Raw genomic sequence first — 15410 nt, forward strand, 5'->3', positions numbered from 1 at the left:
CTCAGTTCGCCGGCTCGCCGCCGTTGCGATCTTCGGGTGAACTGCCATGCAAGCCCAACGACTTCAACTTGCGATGCAGCGCAGAGCGCTCCATGCCGACGAAAGTCGCGGTTCGCGAAATATTGCCGCCGAAGCGGGTCACCTGTGCGAGCAGATACTCGCGCTCGAAGACCTCGCGCGCATCACGCAGCGGCAACTGCATGATCTCGCCGCCTTTCTCCCAGCGCAGCACCGAAGGCGCGTCCTCGCTGACGTCGTTGGGCAGCATGTCGGCTCGGATCGGCGCGCCGCCGGCCGGCGCCAGAATCAGCAGCCGCTCGATGACGTTGCGCAGTTGGCGCACATTGCCCGGCCAGTCGTGGCCTTGCAGGGCAGCCAGCGTGTCCTCGCCGATGGTGCGCGGCGGCAACCCTGTCGCGTCGGCCACACGTTGCAGCAGGTCGATGGCGATCTCGGGAATATCCTCGCGGCGCTCGCTGAGCGGCGGAACCGGCAGCGCAACCACGTTCAGGCGATGGAACAACTCCTCGCGGAATGTACCGGCGGCAATCTCGTCCTGCAGGGGGCGCGCCGTCGTGGCGAGTACGCGCACGTCGACCTCGACCTTCGTCTTGCCGCCGTCGCGGGCGAAGGATTGCTCCTGCAGCACGCGCGCCAGCCGGCTCTGCAGTGCCACCGGCAGATCCGCGACCTCCTTCAGGACCAGCGTACCGCCATGCGCCATTTCGAAGGCGCCCGAGACGCGCAACGTCTCGCTATCGGCTTCCCCCTCGGTGCCGAACAGCTCGATCTCCAGCCGTTCCGCCGGCATGGCCGAGCAGTTCACCACGACGAACGGCCCTTCGGCGCGCTTGGACCCCTGATGGATCAGGCGCGCCACCGTCTCCTTGCCGGCGCCAGAGGCGCCCGTGATCAGCACGCGGCTTCCGGTCGGCGCCACCTTCTCGATCTGGCTGCGCACGTTGGCGGCATCCCCCGAGGAGCCCACGAAGGTCACTTCGCCACCCGCACGACGGCGCAGCGTGGCATTCTCGCGCCGCAGCCGGTCCGCCTCGATGGCGCGGTCGACCACCACCAGCAGCCGGTCGGCCTTGAACGGCTTCTCGACGAAATCGTAGGCGCCGGTCTTGATGGCCGACACAGCCGTGTCGATCGTACCGTGGCCGCTGATCATCACGACGGGCACCGGCGGATCCTCGCGGCGGATCACCTCGAGAAGCTGCAGGCCATCGAGTTCGCTGCCTTGCAGCCACACATCGAGGATCACCAGCGCCGGCCGGCGCTGGCGCACCGCGTCGATCGCTTCCGTGCTGTTGTGCGCGCGGCGGGCGGTATGGCCTTCGTCTTCCAGGATGCCTGCGATCAGCGTGCAGATGTCGCGTTCGTCGTCGACGATTAAGATATCGTGGCCCATGTCACTTCAAGGTCACTTCAGCCCGCATTCTTCGTGGCAGGTCATTGTTAGGCTCTTCATTGTGCGGCTGTCGCATGCGGTCGAGCCGACGCGATTTCCTTCGCGTCACGCCGGAATACCAGACTGATGCGAGCCCCGCCACCCTCGCGATCCTCGAGCGTCAGGAAGCCGCCATGGTCCTCCATGATCTTCTTGACGATCGCCAGGCCGAGGCCGGTGCCCTTGCTGCGTGTCGTCATATAGGGCTCGGTCAGACGTTCGCGCCCTTCCTTCGGCAAGCCTTTCCCATTGTCCTCGACGACGATCTGCACCGTCGTGCCGTCGTCCTTCAAGGATAGCGTGATCTCTCCCCGGGGGAGCTGCTGACCGGGAGCCGCCTCCCTGCCCTCGATCGCCTCGGCCGAGTTCTTCAGGATGTTGGTCAGAACCTGGGAAACCTGCCGCCGGTCGCAGATCAGCGGCACCGGCCGGTCGGTCAGCCGCGACGTGTACTGAATGGTCGGATTGCCATTGCGCTGCAGGAACAATGCCTGCTGGCAAAGCTCCTTCGCATCCTCCGGCAACACGGTCGGCCGCGGCATGCGCGCAAAGGATGAAAACTCGTCGACCATGCGGCCGATATCGCCGACCTGCCGGATGATCGTATCGGTGCAGATCGAGAAGGTCTCCGGGTCGTCTTTGATCTGCTTCAGGTAGCGCCGCTTCAGCCGCTCCGCCGAGAGCTGGATCGGCGTCAGCGGGTTCTTGATCTCGTGCGCGATACGACGAGCCACGTCGCCCCAGGCGGCCATGCGCTGCGCCGACATCAGGTCGGTCACGTCGTCGAAAGTCACGACGAACCCGGCGCCCGTGGCCGCGCTGATCCGCACCAGCAGGATCTGGCGTGCGCCCCGCTGCAAGATCTCGACTTGGCCCTGCGTCATGCGCTCGGGCCGTTCTGCCGCCTGGGCAACCAACGGCACCAGCTCCGGCATGACGGCGATCAACGGGCGGCCGAGCACGCCATCCTCGGGCAAGCCGAGCAGGTCGAGGGCGGAACGATTGCTGCGGACGACGACGCCGGCGCCGTCGACGCTGAGAACGCCCGCCGAAACTCCTGCAAGCACGGCATCGGTCAGGCGGCGCCTGGTATCGAGTTCGGTGTTGGCATGAACGAGCTCGCCACGCTGCGTCTCGATCTGACTGGCCATACGATTGAACGAGCGAGCCAACTGACCGAACTCGTCGTTGGGTGGCCCCTCTTCCACGCGGACGCTGAGGTCGCCTCCGCGGACCCGCTCTGCGGCCGCCATGAGGCCGCCGATCGGCTGGGTCAGGCGCGACGCGAACAGGATCGCCAGCCAGACCGCCGCCAGCAGCATCAGGAAGGCGATGGTCCCGCAAACCACGAAGATGATGAGCTGGCCCCGTCGCAGCGCCGATTCGATCTGCGAATAGAAGGTGCCGGCAAATTCGATGCTCTTGATGTAGTCGACGACACGCAGGTCGACGGCATGGCCCGTTGCCAGGAACAGCGGCTCGCCGACGAAGAGCTGCATGACGAAGTAAGCGCCGTTCGGTGATTCGAACTGCACGGGCCGCGCCTGATTAACCGCCTGCCACAGAAACTTCGCGGGCGGTACCGGATTGGCCATGCCCTTGGCGTCCGGTGCGACGGCGTTGGCAATCGCGCCCTTGTCGGCATCGAGCAAGGTGGCTTCGATGATGGGTCGGCCTTCGATCAGGTTCTGCAGCAGCACCTTGGTCGCCGGACCGTCGCGCAGGGCGTCGATGCCCATGGCCTGCAACGGGCTCGCGATGGCCGCAATGTCGTTCAGGATCTCCTGCTCGCGCGCACGGCGTACCGGTTCGCCGATGGCGCGCGCGGCCTCGTACGACGCCTGCGAGGGCTTCACGACGAAATCCGTTAGGCTGATGACCAGCATCGACAGAATGACGGTCATGATCAGTGTCGGCGTAATGGTAAAGACGCTGCAGACCAACACCAGACGCATGTGCAGACGCGAACCTGCCGCGCCGCGCCGGCGGTCGAGCCAGAGTTGCGTCAAGCGCACCGCCAGCACGGAGGCCAGCACGATGGCGATGACGAGGTCGGCCACCAGCAGGCCCGTCATCCAGCCGCGCGTCACGAAGGCTTCAGGAACGAACCCGGCAAGCCATGCATAGGTAACAGCGCCCGCAAGGATTGCGAGAACGGCCAAAGACGCAGCGGCCGCCCGGCCGGACAGGCCGCGGAGCACTGCATTTACGATATCGCTCAAGCGCGAACCGCTCAGCGCTGCTGCCACGAAATCACCCGCCTCGGCGAACCTGCGGCGAGCGAACCACGGGGACGTCGAGGTCCTTAATTTTTTTGCGCAACGTATTACGATTGAGCCCCAAGAGACGGGCCGCACGCAACTGGTTCCCCCGAGTAGCCCCCAAAGCGAGCGAGAGCAAGGGACGCTCGACCTCGGAAATGACACGATCGTACATGCCGTCCGGCGGCAGGCGGTCGCCGTGCGCGGCGAACATGCTCTGGAGGTGCCGGTCGACGGCATCGGCAAGCGAGATTTCCGCGGCCACGTCGGCCGGCGTCGGGCTCTGTTCGAGCGCCGCCATCGCATCGGCGAGCTCAGCCTCGATCGTCTCCACGCCGATCACCTCCTCGGAGTAGAGCGCCGAGAGGCGTCGAACCAAGTTGACCAGCTCGCGCACATTGCCCGGCCAGCGATGCTGCTTGAGCCGCGCCATTGCCTCCGGCGACAGCACCTTGGCCGGCAAGCCGTCGGCGGTCGCTGCCTGCAGATAGTGATTTGCGAGCTCGGGAATGTCGTCGATCCGTTCGCGCAGCGGCGGCAAACGGATCGGCACGACGTTCAGCCGGTAGAACAGGTCTTCGCGGAACAGGCCCTGCTGGATCAGCCGGCGCAGGTCGCGATGGGTCGCCGCCACGATACGCACGTTGGCCTTGATCGGCGTGCGGCCGCCGACCGTCATATATTCGCCTTCCTGCAGCACACGCAGGAGACGCGTCTGTGCCTCGGGCGGCATGTCGCCGATCTCGTCGAGGAACAATGTGCCGCCGGCGGCCTGCTCGAACTTGCCGGCGGAACGCTGCACCGCGCCGGTAAAGGCACCACGCTCGTGCCCGAACAGTTCGCTCTCGATCAGCTCGCGAGGGATAGCCGCCATGTTCAGGGCGACGAACGGGCCTTTGCGGCGCTTGCCGTAATCATGCAGCGCCCGCGCCACCAGCTCCTTGCCGGCACCGGACTCGCCCGTGACCATCACGGTGAGATCGGTCGACATGAGGCGCGCCAGAGCCCGGTAGATTTCCTGCATCGCCGGCGATCGGCCGATCAGCGGCAGGCGCTCCCCCTCCTGCGGCGGCGCGGCCACGTGCGGCATCGAGGATGCCGGCGCCGACAGCGCGCGGTTGACCACCGAGATCAGCTCGTTGAGGTCGAACGGCTTGGGCAGGTATTCGAAGGCGCCGCGCTCGGTCGCGCGTACGGCCGTGAGCAGTGTCGACTGCGCACTCATGACGATGATGCGCAGGTCGGGACGGAGCTTGCGGATACGCGGCACCAGGTCGAGGCCATTCTCGTCCGGCATCACCACGTCGGTGATCACGAGTTGCCCCTCGCCTTCCTGGACCCATTGCCAGAGCGTGGCGGCCGCTCCCGTGCTGCGCACGGTGTGGCCCTGCCGGCCCAGCGCCTGATGCAGGACTGTCCGGATCGCGCGGTCGTCGTCGGCGACGAGGATTGTGGAGGCCACGCTCATGGCGCGACCTTCAGGGAGACGGTGGACGAGAGCTGCAGCGGCAACATGACTCTGAACGTTGTGCGGCCAGGCTGGCTGTCAAATTCGATGGCCCCGCCGTGGTCGTTGATGATCTTGGCGACCAATGCAAGACCCAGGCCGGTTCCGGTGGGCTTGTTGGTCACGAAAGCGTCAAACAGGTGCCCGCGGATTTCGTCGGACACGCCGCGGCCATTGTCGCGGACCGAAACGATCAGCGGCAGGTTCACCTTTGCCTGCTGGCCGGGCACGGCAAGACGCAGCCCATGCTTGAAGGCCGTCGAAAGCTCGATCTCGCGCTCGCTCTCGCCCGGCACCTCGCAGGCATTCTTCACGAGATTCAGAAAGACCTGGATGAGCTGGTCGCGATCGCCATGGACGTCCGGCAGCGACGGGTCGTAGGTCTCGACGAAGCGGACGTTCTTGCCGAAGCCGTTCTGCGACAGCCGACGGACATGGTTCAGGACCTGATGGATGTTGACCGGGCCACGCTCGATCGGGCGACCGTCGGCGAAGGCTTCCATGCGATCGACCAGCGCCACGATCCGGTCGGTTTCCTCGCAGATCAGGTTCGTCAGCTCGCGCTCGGAGTCCGGGACCGACTGTTCGAGAAGCTGGGCGGCGCCGCGAATGCCGGAGAGCGGGTTCTTCACCTCGTGTGCCAGCATGGCCGCCAGGGCGCTGACCGATCGGGCGGCGCTGCGGTGCGACATTTGCCGATCAATGTTGCGGGCGATGGTCTGCTCGACCAGCGACACCGCCACCAAGCCATCGCTGTCGACGACGGGCGAAAGGCGCAGCGCGCAGAAGCGGTTGCCGATGCGTGGCGACGTGAGAGTCACGCCATTCTCCGCGACCGCGCCCCCCGTGGTGTTCACCTGCTCCAGCAGCGAGAACAACGGGGTGTCTTCAGGCACGAACTCGTCCAGGGGATGGCCCACCAGACGCGCCCGCCCGACGCCGAAGAACTGCTCGGCCGACAGGTTGGCGTAGTGGATGTGTCCGCCAGCGTCGACGACCACCACCGCCTCCGACAGTGAATCGAGGATAGCTGTGGGAAACTGCTCGCCCGTGCCGTTCGACCGCTTCAGAGAATGCAGGGCCATCTAGGCGGCCTGGCGCTCGAGCGCCGGCAGGAAGAAGGTGGACAGCATCGTCCGGACCTTGCCCGGATCGGTCTCGCGATTCACAGCTGCCCGGAATTCCGCCGACGCCGGCAGCCCCTTGGAGTACCAGCCGAGGTGCTTGCGCGCCATGCGCATCCCGGTTTCCGGCCCGTAATGCTCCAGCATCGTCTCGTAGTGCGTACGGACGGTCGCATACTGTTCGGCGAGCGTCGGATCGGGCAGACGCTCGCCCGTGCGCAGATAGTGGATCGCCTGATTCAGGAACCACGGGCGGCCGTAAGCGCCGCGGCCGATCATGATGCCGTCGGCGCGGGACTGGTCGAGCGCCTGGTCGACATCGTCGAGCGTGTTGATATCGCCGTTGGCGATGACCGGCAGCGTGGTCGCGGCCTTCACCTCGCGGATGAAGGCCCAGTCAGCATGGCCGTCGTAGAACTGGCAGCGTGTGCGGCCGTGCACGGTCAGCAGCTTGATGCCGCATTCCTCGGCGATGCGCGCGAGGTTGGGGGCATTGCGGTTGGTCGAGTCCCAGCCCGTGCGCATCTTGAGCGTCACCGGCAGCTTCACCGCCTTCACGGTGGCCTTGAGGATTTTGGCAGCATGAACCTCGTCGCGCATCAGCGAGGAGCCGGCATGGCCATTCACGACCTTCTTCACCGGGCAGCCGAAGTTGATGTCAATGATCGCCGCACCGCGATCTTCGTTGAGCTTGGCCGCTTCGGCCATGACCTCGGGCTCGCAGCCGGCAAGCTGCACGGACATGGGGAACTCCTCCGGGGAGTTCTTGGCCATCAGGAGCGTCTTGCGGTTCTCCCGAACCATGGCTGCCGAGGCGATCATCTCGGACACGACCAGGCCGGCGCCGCCGCGCTTCACCATCTGGCGGAACGGCATATCCGTGACGCCCGACATCGGGGCCAGGATGACGGGGTCTTCGATCCGGACGGGGCCGATATCGACAGGGCTGAGACGGGGTGTGCGGTCCATGCGTGTGATCAGTTTATAGGCATCTTGTGCAGTGCACAATAATTGGGCGAGCAATAGCGGGTCCCACCGACCGGCGCAAGGGCTGCAGAGGCATCGAAGTAGACACCTTCCGGCCCGGTGATATCTAGGCCTCGTGTCGACCTGCATTGCCCTGATTGTCGCGGCCGGCCGGGGAACCCGCTTTGGCGGCCCTCTGCCTAAGCAATATGCCCTTCTGGACGGCATGCCCGTCCTCCGTCGCACCCTACTGGCCTTCCGGGATGTCCCTGGGATCACCGGCCTGCGGGTCGTCATCGCCGCTGGCGACGATGCTCCCTACGACGCGGCCGTGGCGGGGCTCGACTTGCCCCCTCCTGTCCCGGGCGGCGGCAGCCGGCAGCAATCCGTCCTGAACGGGCTGGAAGCATTGTCGGCCGATCCGCCGGATCTGGTCGCTGTCCACGATGCTGCGCGTCCCTTCGTGCAGGCCGCCGACATCGCAGCCTGCCTGTCGGCCGTCGCTGTCCCCGGAATCGGCGGCGCTGTTCTCGGCATACCGCTTGCCGACACGCTGAAGCGCGTTGGCGGCGGCAACGCCATCACGGAGACCGTGCCGCGCCGCGACCTCTGGCGTGCCCAGACCCCCCAGGTCTTTCGCTTCGCCGAACTGCTGGCCGCCCATCGCGCCGCCGCGTCCCTTGCAGCGGCAGAGGCGACGGCTCTTACAGACGATGCGGCTGTCGCCGAGCGTGCCGGCCTCAAGGTCGTGATGGTCGCGGGCAGCGAGGATAATCGCAAGATCACGACGGTAGATGATTTACACTCCCCGGCCATGGAAACCCGCACCGCCTTCGGCTTCGACGTGCATGGCTTCTCGGCCGGGAATGCCGTGATGCTGGGGGGTGTCGCCATCCCGCACAGCCAGGCACTGGCAGGCCACTCGGATGCCGATGTCGCGCTGCATGCGCTGACCGATGCGGTGCTGGGCACGATTGGCGCCGGCGACATCGGCAAGCACTTTCCCCCCTCCGATCCACAGTGGCGCGGCGCCTCCTCGGATCGCTTCCTGCGCCACGCTGTCGAACTGGTGGCGGCACGACGGGGACGCATCGTGCATCTCGATGTCACCATCGTCTGCGAGGCTCCGAAGGTCGGCCCCCATCGCGACGCGATGGCACGCAGCATCGCCCATATCGCCGGCATAACCGCGGACCGTGTAAGCGTGAAGGCGACGACGACCGAGGGGCTTGGCTTCACCGGCCGCCGCGAAGGCATTGCCGCCCAGGCAGTCGCTACCGTCGAACTACCGAGAGACTAGAGGGTACGCATGTTCGATCATGAAATGAGAGACGCTGCCGAGCGTGTTCTGTTCGCCTGCCGCAAGAGCGGCCTCAAGGTTGTGACGGCCGAATCCTGTACCGGCGGCCTGATCGCCGCCACGCTGACGGCGATTGCCGGTTCCTCCGATGTCGTGGATCGCGCCTTCATCACCTATTCCAACGAAGCCAAGCGCGAGATGCTGGGCGTGCCCTGGGATGCGATCCTGGGCCATGGCGCCGTCAGCGACCCGGTGGCGCGCGCCATGGCGTCAGGCGCCCTCGCCCGCTCGAATGCCCAGCTTGCCGTTTCCGTAACGGGCGTTGCAGGCCCCGGCGGCGGCTCGGCCGAGAAGCCGGTCGGGCTGGTGCATTTCGGAGCCGTTCGCCAAGGCCGGGAGCCAGTCGCCGAGCGTCATGTGTTCCCCGGCGACCGCGATGGTATCCGCCGTGTCTCCGTGCTCACGGCGCTGACGATGCTGGCGACGCTGGTCGAGAACTAAGCGGCCACCTGCACCGGGTGGCTCTGCTCCAGCTTGTGGCCCGTGTAGCTACGGGTCTTGGGTGGCGGCAGCTTCGCGCCGTTCCCGAATTTGCTTGTCAGCTCCTCCTTGCGTGCCATCAGCCGGTCGAGCAGCGCCTCCATGTCCAGGCGGGCGTCGCGGGCCTGGGCGAACAGCCCTTCCGAGCGCCGCTCCTCCTCTTTGACATGGTGCTTGATCATCTCCGACAGCACCGTGACCTTGGCGTCGTAGAACTCGTCGGACGGCGAGCCGTCGAGCAACTCGGCGATCAAGACCTTGGCGCCGTCATGCTCGACGTAGCCTTCGTCGAGAAGCTCCTCGTCCTTGATCTTGCCCTTGCAGGCTGGATAGAAGATCTCTTCTTCGATCATGGCGTGGATCGTGAGTTCGGTGCAGATCTCACGCACCAGAGCGCGCTTGCGATCATCTTCGCGAGCGTTCTGGAACTTCTCGAACAGATTTTCGACCTTGCGATGGTCCGCCTTTAGCAAGGCAATGGCGTCGGCTGGCGCGCGGCGGGGCATTAGCGGCTCCAATGATGGTGTTTTGGCGGGAAATAGGCATTAGGCATGGAATGCTTCCGCTAACGGGAGAGCCAGCGGCGGCGTTGCGTTGACTCGGCAATTTGGCCGCGCCGGTACTTCATCGGATGCGCACTGTCGCGCGTACGTTGGCGTACAGAGCATTGGTCGCCCACTGGAAACGCGCCTGCGGGGAACTGCGCATGCTTCGCGAACGTTTGCCCCTAACTCAATAGGGAGAGCGATCATGAGAATTGTGACTTTCATTGTGCTCGGCGCTGCGGTCATGGCGGCGGGCTGTTCCTTCAAAAGCGAGACCGTGCAGCCGGCCCCCGCGCCGACGACCCAGCGTACGACGACCGTCTATAGCGGCGATCCGTATACGCCGCCGACAACCACAACCACCGTCACGACTCCGGCACGCTGACGATATGAGGGAGGCAGCCACGCTGCCTCCCTCTCTTCAATTGCGCCGGCGGATACACCTTGCCCGGCTGCCTCGCTCCGATCAGATCCAGTAAGTCGGTACGCCGTAATACTTGTCGACCTGACGACCGTAGTCGGGCGTCCAGCGGAAATCCCGATCATCGTAGCTCGGGGCGCCTTCCAGCTTCTTCTTGTCGAGATCGACGACGTAACCTTCCTTGCCCGTGTCGTACTTCAGGCTCGACCAGGGCAGTGGGTGATGCTTCTCGCCCATGCCGAGAAAGCCGCCGAACGACATGATCGCGTAGATGGCACGGCCGCTCACCTTGTCGAGCATGATGTCTTCGACGCTGCCAAGCTTCTCGCCGGCAGGATTGTAGACGTTCGTGCCGTTTACGCGCTCTGCCGCGATCAGTGTACCGGATGTGATCTGCGTGACGTCTGCCATGAAAGCCTCCTTCGATTTCTGGGGGGTCATCCGCAGGTGCGGATTGAAAGGTGAACGTCGCCGCCTTCGCAGGCGTTGCAGCCGTCGGACGATCCTCCCGCCGAAGCACAACGGAGTTCACGAGCGGAGCCGGCGCTCGCCGACCAAGCAACCTCAGGATCGCGGCGGCGTTGTTGCCGATCTGCGAGGGCTTCGGTGTCGGACCTATCAGAGCTGCCTGTCCCGACAGTTCATGTGCGCGGCGGATCGGCGATCCGCCGCCCCCTCATGGTACTGGCCGTTTGCGCTGTCGGCGTCATCGCCTGGCTGGCACGCGACTTCCTGATTCCGACAGCGGCCGCGATCGTGCTGGCCCTGATACTGACTCCAGTTGCAAACACGCTCGAACGCCTTCGCGTGCCGACCTGGGGAGCGGCCGCTGCTTCGGTTCTCCTTCTTGCCATCGCGGTGGCCGGCCTGCTCGCCGTGGCGGCGCCGGCCGTGACGAGCTGGGCCGAGCAGGCTCCGTTTATCGCCTACAGGCTTGAACGCAAGCTGGAGGGACTCCGCAAATCGCTGGCAATCGTCAGGCAGGTTTCAGAGAGAGTCGAGCAGGCGACAACGGGCCCAGCCACGCCGCCGGCTGCCACGCCTTCGCCTCCCGAGAAGGTTGTTGCGCGAGAGCAGTCGTTGCTTGGCGAGCTTGCCAAGACCACGCCGGCGATCCTGCTACAAATAGGCTACGCCGCCGTGCTCTCCTTCATGCTGCTGTCTCATCGCAACGAGCACAAACGGCAGATCCTTCGTATCGCCACGACTTTCCCCACCCGCGTGCGCCTTGCCCGGATCATGCGGGACATCAACGAGCGCGTCGGTCATTACCTGTTTGCGCTTGCCGTGATCTATACGATTGTCGCTGCGGCTTCGACGACGGTGTTGGCGTTGCTCGGCTTTCCGAACGCACTCCTGTGGGGCGTGCTGATGGGGCTCGCCTCGTTCGTTCCCTTCATCGGCCCGCCGGTTGCGATCGGCCTCGTCGCCCTGGTTGCTCTCCTGACTTACGAGGAGTGGACCTTCATGGTCGCTGCGCCCCTGGCGCTGGCGGTCATCCATTTTGTCGAGTCGCAGCTCGTCACCCCCATCTTCGTCAGCCGGCGCTGCGCCCTCAATGCCGTGGCCGTGTTCGCCGGCGTGGCGCTGCTCGGCTGGATGTGGGGCGCCGTCGGCGCCATCGTGGCGGTCCCTCTCTTGATCCTGCTCAGCACGGTCGCTGCCCACCTGCCCTCGTTGCGATGGCTGGAAGTGTTGCTGTCCGACGATCGGCCGGTGAGCGAGCGCCTCGCGGTCAAACCACCACTCGCCTCGGCTCCACTCCGTCCCGGGTCACCGCGACGGCATCGCATGCCAACGAGGCCGGCCAGACGGGAAACGGCCTAAGTGGCCGCAATCACTCCGGTGTGGCCATAGAGCTTCTGGGCCCTCGCTTCGAAGGCAGAGACCATTCGGCGTACCGCTTCGGCAAATAGCAGCTGCACCGTCTTCTGCAGGATCAGCGAGCGGAAATCGAATTCCAGTTCGAAGTCGATCAACGTGCCTTCGGCATGCGGCTGGAACACCCAACGACTCTTCAGCAACCGGAAGGGTCCCTCGATGCCGATTGTGTCGATGCGCGGCCCCCCCGGATCGTCCGGCGTGCGCACCACGCGCGACACGAACTTTTCATGGAAGGGACCAAAGCCAATGGCCAGTTCCGCGATCTCGACGGTCGGGCTCTCCTGACGCCGGATGCGCGCAGCGTGACACCACGGCAGAAACTCGGGGTAGCGCGCCACGTCGGCCACCAGTTCGTAGAGCTGATGCGGCGGGTAGCTGACGACGCGGCGTTCGGCGTGACGGGTCGACAAGGGTCGATCAGCGCCCGAGCTGGGCTGCACGCGCCGCCCGCAGCCGCGCGAAGTCGTCCCCGGCATGGTAGCTGGAGCGTGTCAGCGGCGATGCCGACACCATCAGGAAGCCCTTGGCGCGGGCGAGCTTCGCCAGCTCGTCGAACTCGGCCGGCGTCCAGAAGCGATCCAGGGCGGCATGCTTGGGCGTCGGCTGCAGATACTGGCCTACCGTCAGGAAATCGACATCGGCGGCCCGCAGATCGTCCATCACTTGGAGGATTTCTTCGCGCGTCTCGCCGAGCCCGACCATCAGGCCGGACTTGGTGAACATCGACGGATCGATCTCCTTCACCCGCGCAAGCAGGCGCAGCGAAGTGAAGTAGCGGGCGCCCGGCCGGATCGTCGGGTAGAGCCGCGGCACCGTCTCGAGGTTGTGGTTGAAGACATCCGGTCGCGCCGCGACGACGGTCTCGATGGCGCCGGGCTTGCGCATGAAGTCCGGTGTCAGGATCTCGACCGTGGTCCTGGGCGCCGACTTGTGGAGGGCGGTGATCACGTCAGCGAAGTGCCCTGCCCCACCATCGTCCAGATCGTCGCGATCCACGGAGGTCACCACGACATGGTCAAGGCCGAGCTTGCCGACAGCCTCGGCGACGTTGCCCGGTTCGTGTGGATTCAGCGCACCCGGCTTGCCGGTGGCCACATTGCAGAAGGCGCAGGCCCGCGTGCAGGTCTCGCCCATGATCATGAAGGTGGCGTGCTTCTGCTTCCAGCACTCGCCGATGTTCGGGCAGGCAGCTTCCTCGCAAACGGTCGAAAGACCGTACTGGCGCATCAGCTTCTTGGTTTCAGCGTACTCCGGAGAGTTTGGCGCACGCACCCTGATCCATTCCGGCTTGCGCGGAATCGGATTGTCGGGCCGATGCGCCTTCTCGGGGTGGCGCTCGGCGCGGCTCAGCGAAAGTTTGTCGAGGGTCCCGTCCATGACGGCCTAGATATGGAGCGTCCGGCCGTACGCCGCCAGTACCGACTCGTGCATCATCTCGGACAGCGTGGGGTGCGGAAACACCGTGGCCATGAGCTCGGCCTCGGTAGTCTCCAGCGTCTTGGCGATGCTGTAGCCCTGGATCAGCTCCGTCACTTCGGCGCCGATCATGTGTGCGCCCAACAGCTCGCCGGTCTTGGCATCGAAGATCGTCTTGACGAAGCCCTCGGGCTCACCCAGCGCGATGGCCTTGCCGTTGCCGATGAAGGGAAACTTGCCGACCTTGACCTGCAGGCCCTTGGCCTTGGCCGCGGCTTCGGTGAGCCCGATGCTCGCCACCTGCGGCTGGCAGTAGGTGCAGCCCGGGATGCTTTCGGTTTTCATCGGATGCACGCCCTTCACGCCGGCGATCTTCTCGACCACCAGCACACCCTCGTGCATCGCCTTGTGGGCAAGCCACGGCGGACCTGCCACGTCGCCGATGGCATAGACATTCGGCTCGCCCGTAAAGCCCCACTGGTCGATCGCGATATGGGTTTTCTCGACCTTCACCTTGGTGCCTTCGAGGCCCAGGTTCTCGACATTGCCCACGATACCGACGGCGCTGATGACGCGGTCGACCGTGATCTCCTGGCTCTTGCCGCCCGCGGTGATCGTGGCCGTGACGTTGTTGGCACCCTTCTTCAGGTTCGACACCGTGGCGCTGGTCAGGATCTTCATGCCCTGCTTCTCGAATGCCCGCTTGGCAAAGGCCGACACTTCCTCGTCCTCGACCGGCAGGATGCGATCCATCACTTCGGCCACCGTCACTTCGGCGCCCATGGTGCGATAGAAGCTCGCGAACTCGATACCAATCGCACCGGAGCCGATCACCAGCAGCGACTTGGGAAACTCCGGCGGCACCATCGCTTCCTTGTAGCTCCACACCAGCTTGCCATCGGCTTCGAGGCCGGGAAGCTGACGCGCCCGTGCGCCGGTTGCAAGAATCACGTTCTTGGCCGTCAGCGTCACGTTGGTCTTGTCGTTCATCGCGACGGCGAGCTTGCGTTGGCCGCCCTCGCTGGCCGCGAGTTTGGCGGTGCCATCGAAGACCGTGATCTTGTTCTTCTTCATCAACCCTTTGACGCCGTTGCTGAGCTGGTTCGCGACCTTGCGCGAGCGCTCGACGATCTTCTTCGGATCGAACGACACGTCCTTGACCGACAGACCGAAGGAATCGGCATGCTTGATCAGGCCGAAGACCTCCGACGTGCGCAGCAGCGCCTTGGTTGGGATGCAGCCCCAGTTGAGGCAGATGCCGCCCATGTGTTCGCGTTCGACGACGGCGGTCTTCATGCCGAGCTGGGCGGCACGGATCGCAGCGACATAGCCACCCGGCCCGCCGCCCACGACGATGAGATCGAAGCTGCTGTCGGCCATGATCTGCTCCTAGGCCAGCATCGCGGCGGGCTGCTCGACGTAGCTCCGCAGGGTCTGCAGGAATTGCGCACCCATGGCGCCGTCGACGACGCGATGATCGACCGCCAGGGTGCAGTTCATCATGTTGCGCACGGCGACCTGCCCTTTGCGCACCACTGGCCGCTCCTCGCCCGCGCCGACGGCGAGGATCATCGCCTGCGGCGGGTTGATGATGGCGGCAAAGTCCTTGACCCCGAACATGCCCAGGTTGGAGATCGTGAAGCCGCCGCCCTGGAACTCTTCGAGCTTCAGCTTACCGACCTTGGCGCGCGCGGCGAGATCCTTCATCTCGGTCGCAATCTGCGCCAGGCCCTTCATGTCGGCATTGCGCACGATGGGCGTGATCAGACCGCGGTCGGTGGCCACGGCGACCGAGATGTCGACGGCGCCGTACTGGATCATCTCGTCCTCGGTCCACGAGGCGTTGCACTCGGGATGATCGCGCAGTGCCTTGGCGCAGGCCTTGATCACCATGTCGTTGACCGAGACCTTGGCGCCCTTCTTCTCGGTGACGGCGTTGATCGCCTGACGCGCCGCCAGCAGCGCGTCGATTTCCAGTTCGACCGTTAGGTAG

General features: G+C 65.2%; 15 protein-coding genes. 4 read left to right on the forward strand and 11 right to left on the reverse strand.

The features are described from left to right. Position 1: 1 nt before the first annotated feature. Genes ntrX through dusB form a run of 5 tightly spaced genes read right to left on the reverse strand, consistent with a single transcriptional unit; the run spans position 2 to position 7314 of the window. On the reverse strand, positions 2 to 1414 hold the full coding sequence (gene ntrX, locus BN60_RS10525) for a nitrogen assimilation response regulator NtrX (RefSeq protein WP_020696003.1): 1413 nt from the start codon (positions 1412 to 1414) through the stop codon (positions 2 to 4). 56 nt (positions 1415 to 1470) lie between these two features. Beyond that, positions 1471 to 3675, reverse strand: a complete 2205-nt coding sequence (locus BN60_RS10530) for an ATP-binding protein (RefSeq protein ID WP_148283374.1) — start codon at positions 3673 to 3675, stop codon at positions 1471 to 1473. Positions 3676 to 3706: 31 nt separating this feature from the next. Continuing rightward, positions 3707 to 5182, reverse strand: a complete 1476-nt coding sequence (gene ntrC, locus BN60_RS10535) for a nitrogen regulation protein NR(I) (protein ID WP_020696005.1) — start codon at positions 5180 to 5182, stop codon at positions 3707 to 3709. Further along, positions 5179 to 6306, reverse strand: a complete 1128-nt coding sequence (locus BN60_RS10540) for a two-component system sensor histidine kinase NtrB (protein WP_020696006.1) — start codon at positions 6304 to 6306, stop codon at positions 5179 to 5181. Before BN60_RS10540 ends, ntrC begins: the two co-directional genes overlap by 4 nt. Next, positions 6307 to 7314: a tRNA dihydrouridine synthase DusB gene (dusB, locus tag BN60_RS10545; protein ID WP_020696007.1), complete on the reverse strand. Its 1008-nt coding sequence runs from the start codon at positions 7312 to 7314 to the stop codon at positions 6307 to 6309. Between the two features lie 133 nt (positions 7315 to 7447). On the opposite strand from dusB, the gene BN60_RS10550 reads away from it, so the two are divergent. Both BN60_RS10550 and BN60_RS10555 read left to right on the forward strand, forming a co-directional pair. Continuing rightward, positions 7448 to 8611, forward strand: a complete 1164-nt coding sequence (locus BN60_RS10550; RefSeq protein WP_020696008.1) for a bifunctional 2-C-methyl-D-erythritol 4-phosphate cytidylyltransferase/2-C-methyl-D-erythritol 2,4-cyclodiphosphate synthase — start codon at positions 7448 to 7450, stop codon at positions 8609 to 8611. 9 nt (positions 8612 to 8620) lie between these two features. Continuing rightward, positions 8621 to 9112 (forward strand): CinA family protein, encoded by a 492-nt coding sequence (locus tag BN60_RS10555; protein WP_020696009.1) that lies wholly within the window; start codon positions 8621 to 8623, stop codon positions 9110 to 9112. Here the strand turns inward: BN60_RS10555 and BN60_RS10560 are convergent. Then, entirely contained in the window at positions 9109 to 9657 is a 549-nt protein-coding gene (locus BN60_RS10560; protein WP_020696010.1) for a hemerythrin domain-containing protein, read from the reverse strand. The genes BN60_RS10555 and BN60_RS10560 overlap by 4 nt on opposite strands. 244 nt (positions 9658 to 9901) lie before the next feature. On the opposite strand from BN60_RS10560, the gene BN60_RS10565 reads away from it, so the two are divergent. Next, complete coding sequence (locus tag BN60_RS10565) at positions 9902 to 10081, forward strand: hypothetical protein (protein WP_020696011.1); 180 nt, start codon at positions 9902 to 9904, stop codon at positions 10079 to 10081. Between the two features lie 81 nt (positions 10082 to 10162). On the opposite strand, the gene BN60_RS10570 is transcribed toward BN60_RS10565, so the two are convergent. Next, positions 10163 to 10528, reverse strand: a complete 366-nt coding sequence (locus tag BN60_RS10570; RefSeq protein WP_020696012.1) for a PRC-barrel domain-containing protein — start codon at positions 10526 to 10528, stop codon at positions 10163 to 10165. A 195-nt stretch (positions 10529 to 10723) separates the two neighbouring features. Between BN60_RS10570 and BN60_RS10575 the strand changes: the two genes are divergently transcribed. Then, entirely contained in the window at positions 10724 to 11944 is a 1221-nt protein-coding gene (locus tag BN60_RS10575; RefSeq protein ID WP_148283375.1) for an AI-2E family transporter, read from the forward strand. Here the strand turns inward: BN60_RS10575 and BN60_RS10580 are convergent. From BN60_RS10580 to BN60_RS10595, 4 genes are all read right to left on the reverse strand, one after another. Next, positions 11941 to 12411 (reverse strand): type II toxin-antitoxin system RatA family toxin, encoded by a 471-nt coding sequence (locus tag BN60_RS10580; RefSeq protein WP_020696014.1) that lies wholly within the window; start codon positions 12409 to 12411, stop codon positions 11941 to 11943. The two genes, BN60_RS10575 and BN60_RS10580, sit on opposite strands and share 4 nt — an antisense overlap. 7 nt (positions 12412 to 12418) lie before the next feature. After that, positions 12419 to 13378 carry a lipoyl synthase gene (gene lipA, locus BN60_RS10585; RefSeq protein WP_020696015.1) on the reverse strand — a complete coding sequence of 320 codons (960 nt, stop codon included), beginning with the start codon at positions 13376 to 13378 and terminating at the stop codon, positions 12419 to 12421. Positions 13379 to 13384: 6 nt separating this feature from the next. Continuing rightward, positions 13385 to 14797, reverse strand: coding sequence for a dihydrolipoyl dehydrogenase (gene lpdA / locus BN60_RS10590; RefSeq protein ID WP_020696016.1), 1413 nt, complete (start codon positions 14795 to 14797; stop codon positions 13385 to 13387). 9 nt (positions 14798 to 14806) lie between these two features. Continuing rightward, a partial coding sequence (locus tag BN60_RS10595) for a 2-oxo acid dehydrogenase subunit E2 (RefSeq protein WP_020696017.1) occupies positions 14807 to 15410 on the reverse strand: 604 nt, incomplete at its 5' end.

The organism is Reyranella massiliensis 521, from assembly GCF_000312425.1.
GTDB lineage: Bacteria > Pseudomonadota > Alphaproteobacteria > Reyranellales > Reyranellaceae > Reyranella > Reyranella massiliensis.

What these genes read in the sequence shown, in the direction of transcription:
- ntrX (WP_020696003.1), bottom strand. Translation starts at nt 1,414, where the DNA reads ATGGGCCACGATATCTTAATCGTCGACGACGAACGCGACATCTGCACG.
- ntrC (WP_020696005.1), bottom strand. Translation starts at nt 5,182, where the DNA reads ATGAGCGTGGCCTCCACAATCCTCGTCGCCGACGACGACCGCGCGATC.
- BN60_RS10540 (WP_020696006.1), bottom strand. Translation starts at nt 6,306, where the DNA reads ATGGCCCTGCATTCTCTGAAGCGGTCGAACGGCACGGGCGAGCAGTTT.
- dusB (WP_020696007.1), bottom strand. Translation starts at nt 7,314, where the DNA reads ATGGACCGCACACCCCGTCTCAGCCCTGTCGATATCGGCCCCGTCCGG.
- BN60_RS10555 (WP_020696009.1), top strand. Translation starts at nt 8,621, where the DNA reads ATGTTCGATCATGAAATGAGAGACGCTGCCGAGCGTGTTCTGTTCGCC.
- BN60_RS10560 (WP_020696010.1), bottom strand. Translation starts at nt 9,657, where the DNA reads ATGCCCCGCCGCGCGCCAGCCGACGCCATTGCCTTGCTAAAGGCGGAC.
- BN60_RS10565 (WP_020696011.1), top strand. Translation starts at nt 9,902, where the DNA reads ATGAGAATTGTGACTTTCATTGTGCTCGGCGCTGCGGTCATGGCGGCG.
- BN60_RS10570 (WP_020696012.1), bottom strand. Translation starts at nt 10,528, where the DNA reads ATGGCAGACGTCACGCAGATCACATCCGGTACACTGATCGCGGCAGAG.
- lipA (WP_020696015.1), bottom strand. Translation starts at nt 13,378, where the DNA reads ATGGACGGGACCCTCGACAAACTTTCGCTGAGCCGCGCCGAGCGCCAC.
- lpdA (WP_020696016.1), bottom strand. Translation starts at nt 14,797, where the DNA reads ATGGCCGACAGCAGCTTCGATCTCATCGTCGTGGGCGGCGGGCCGGGT.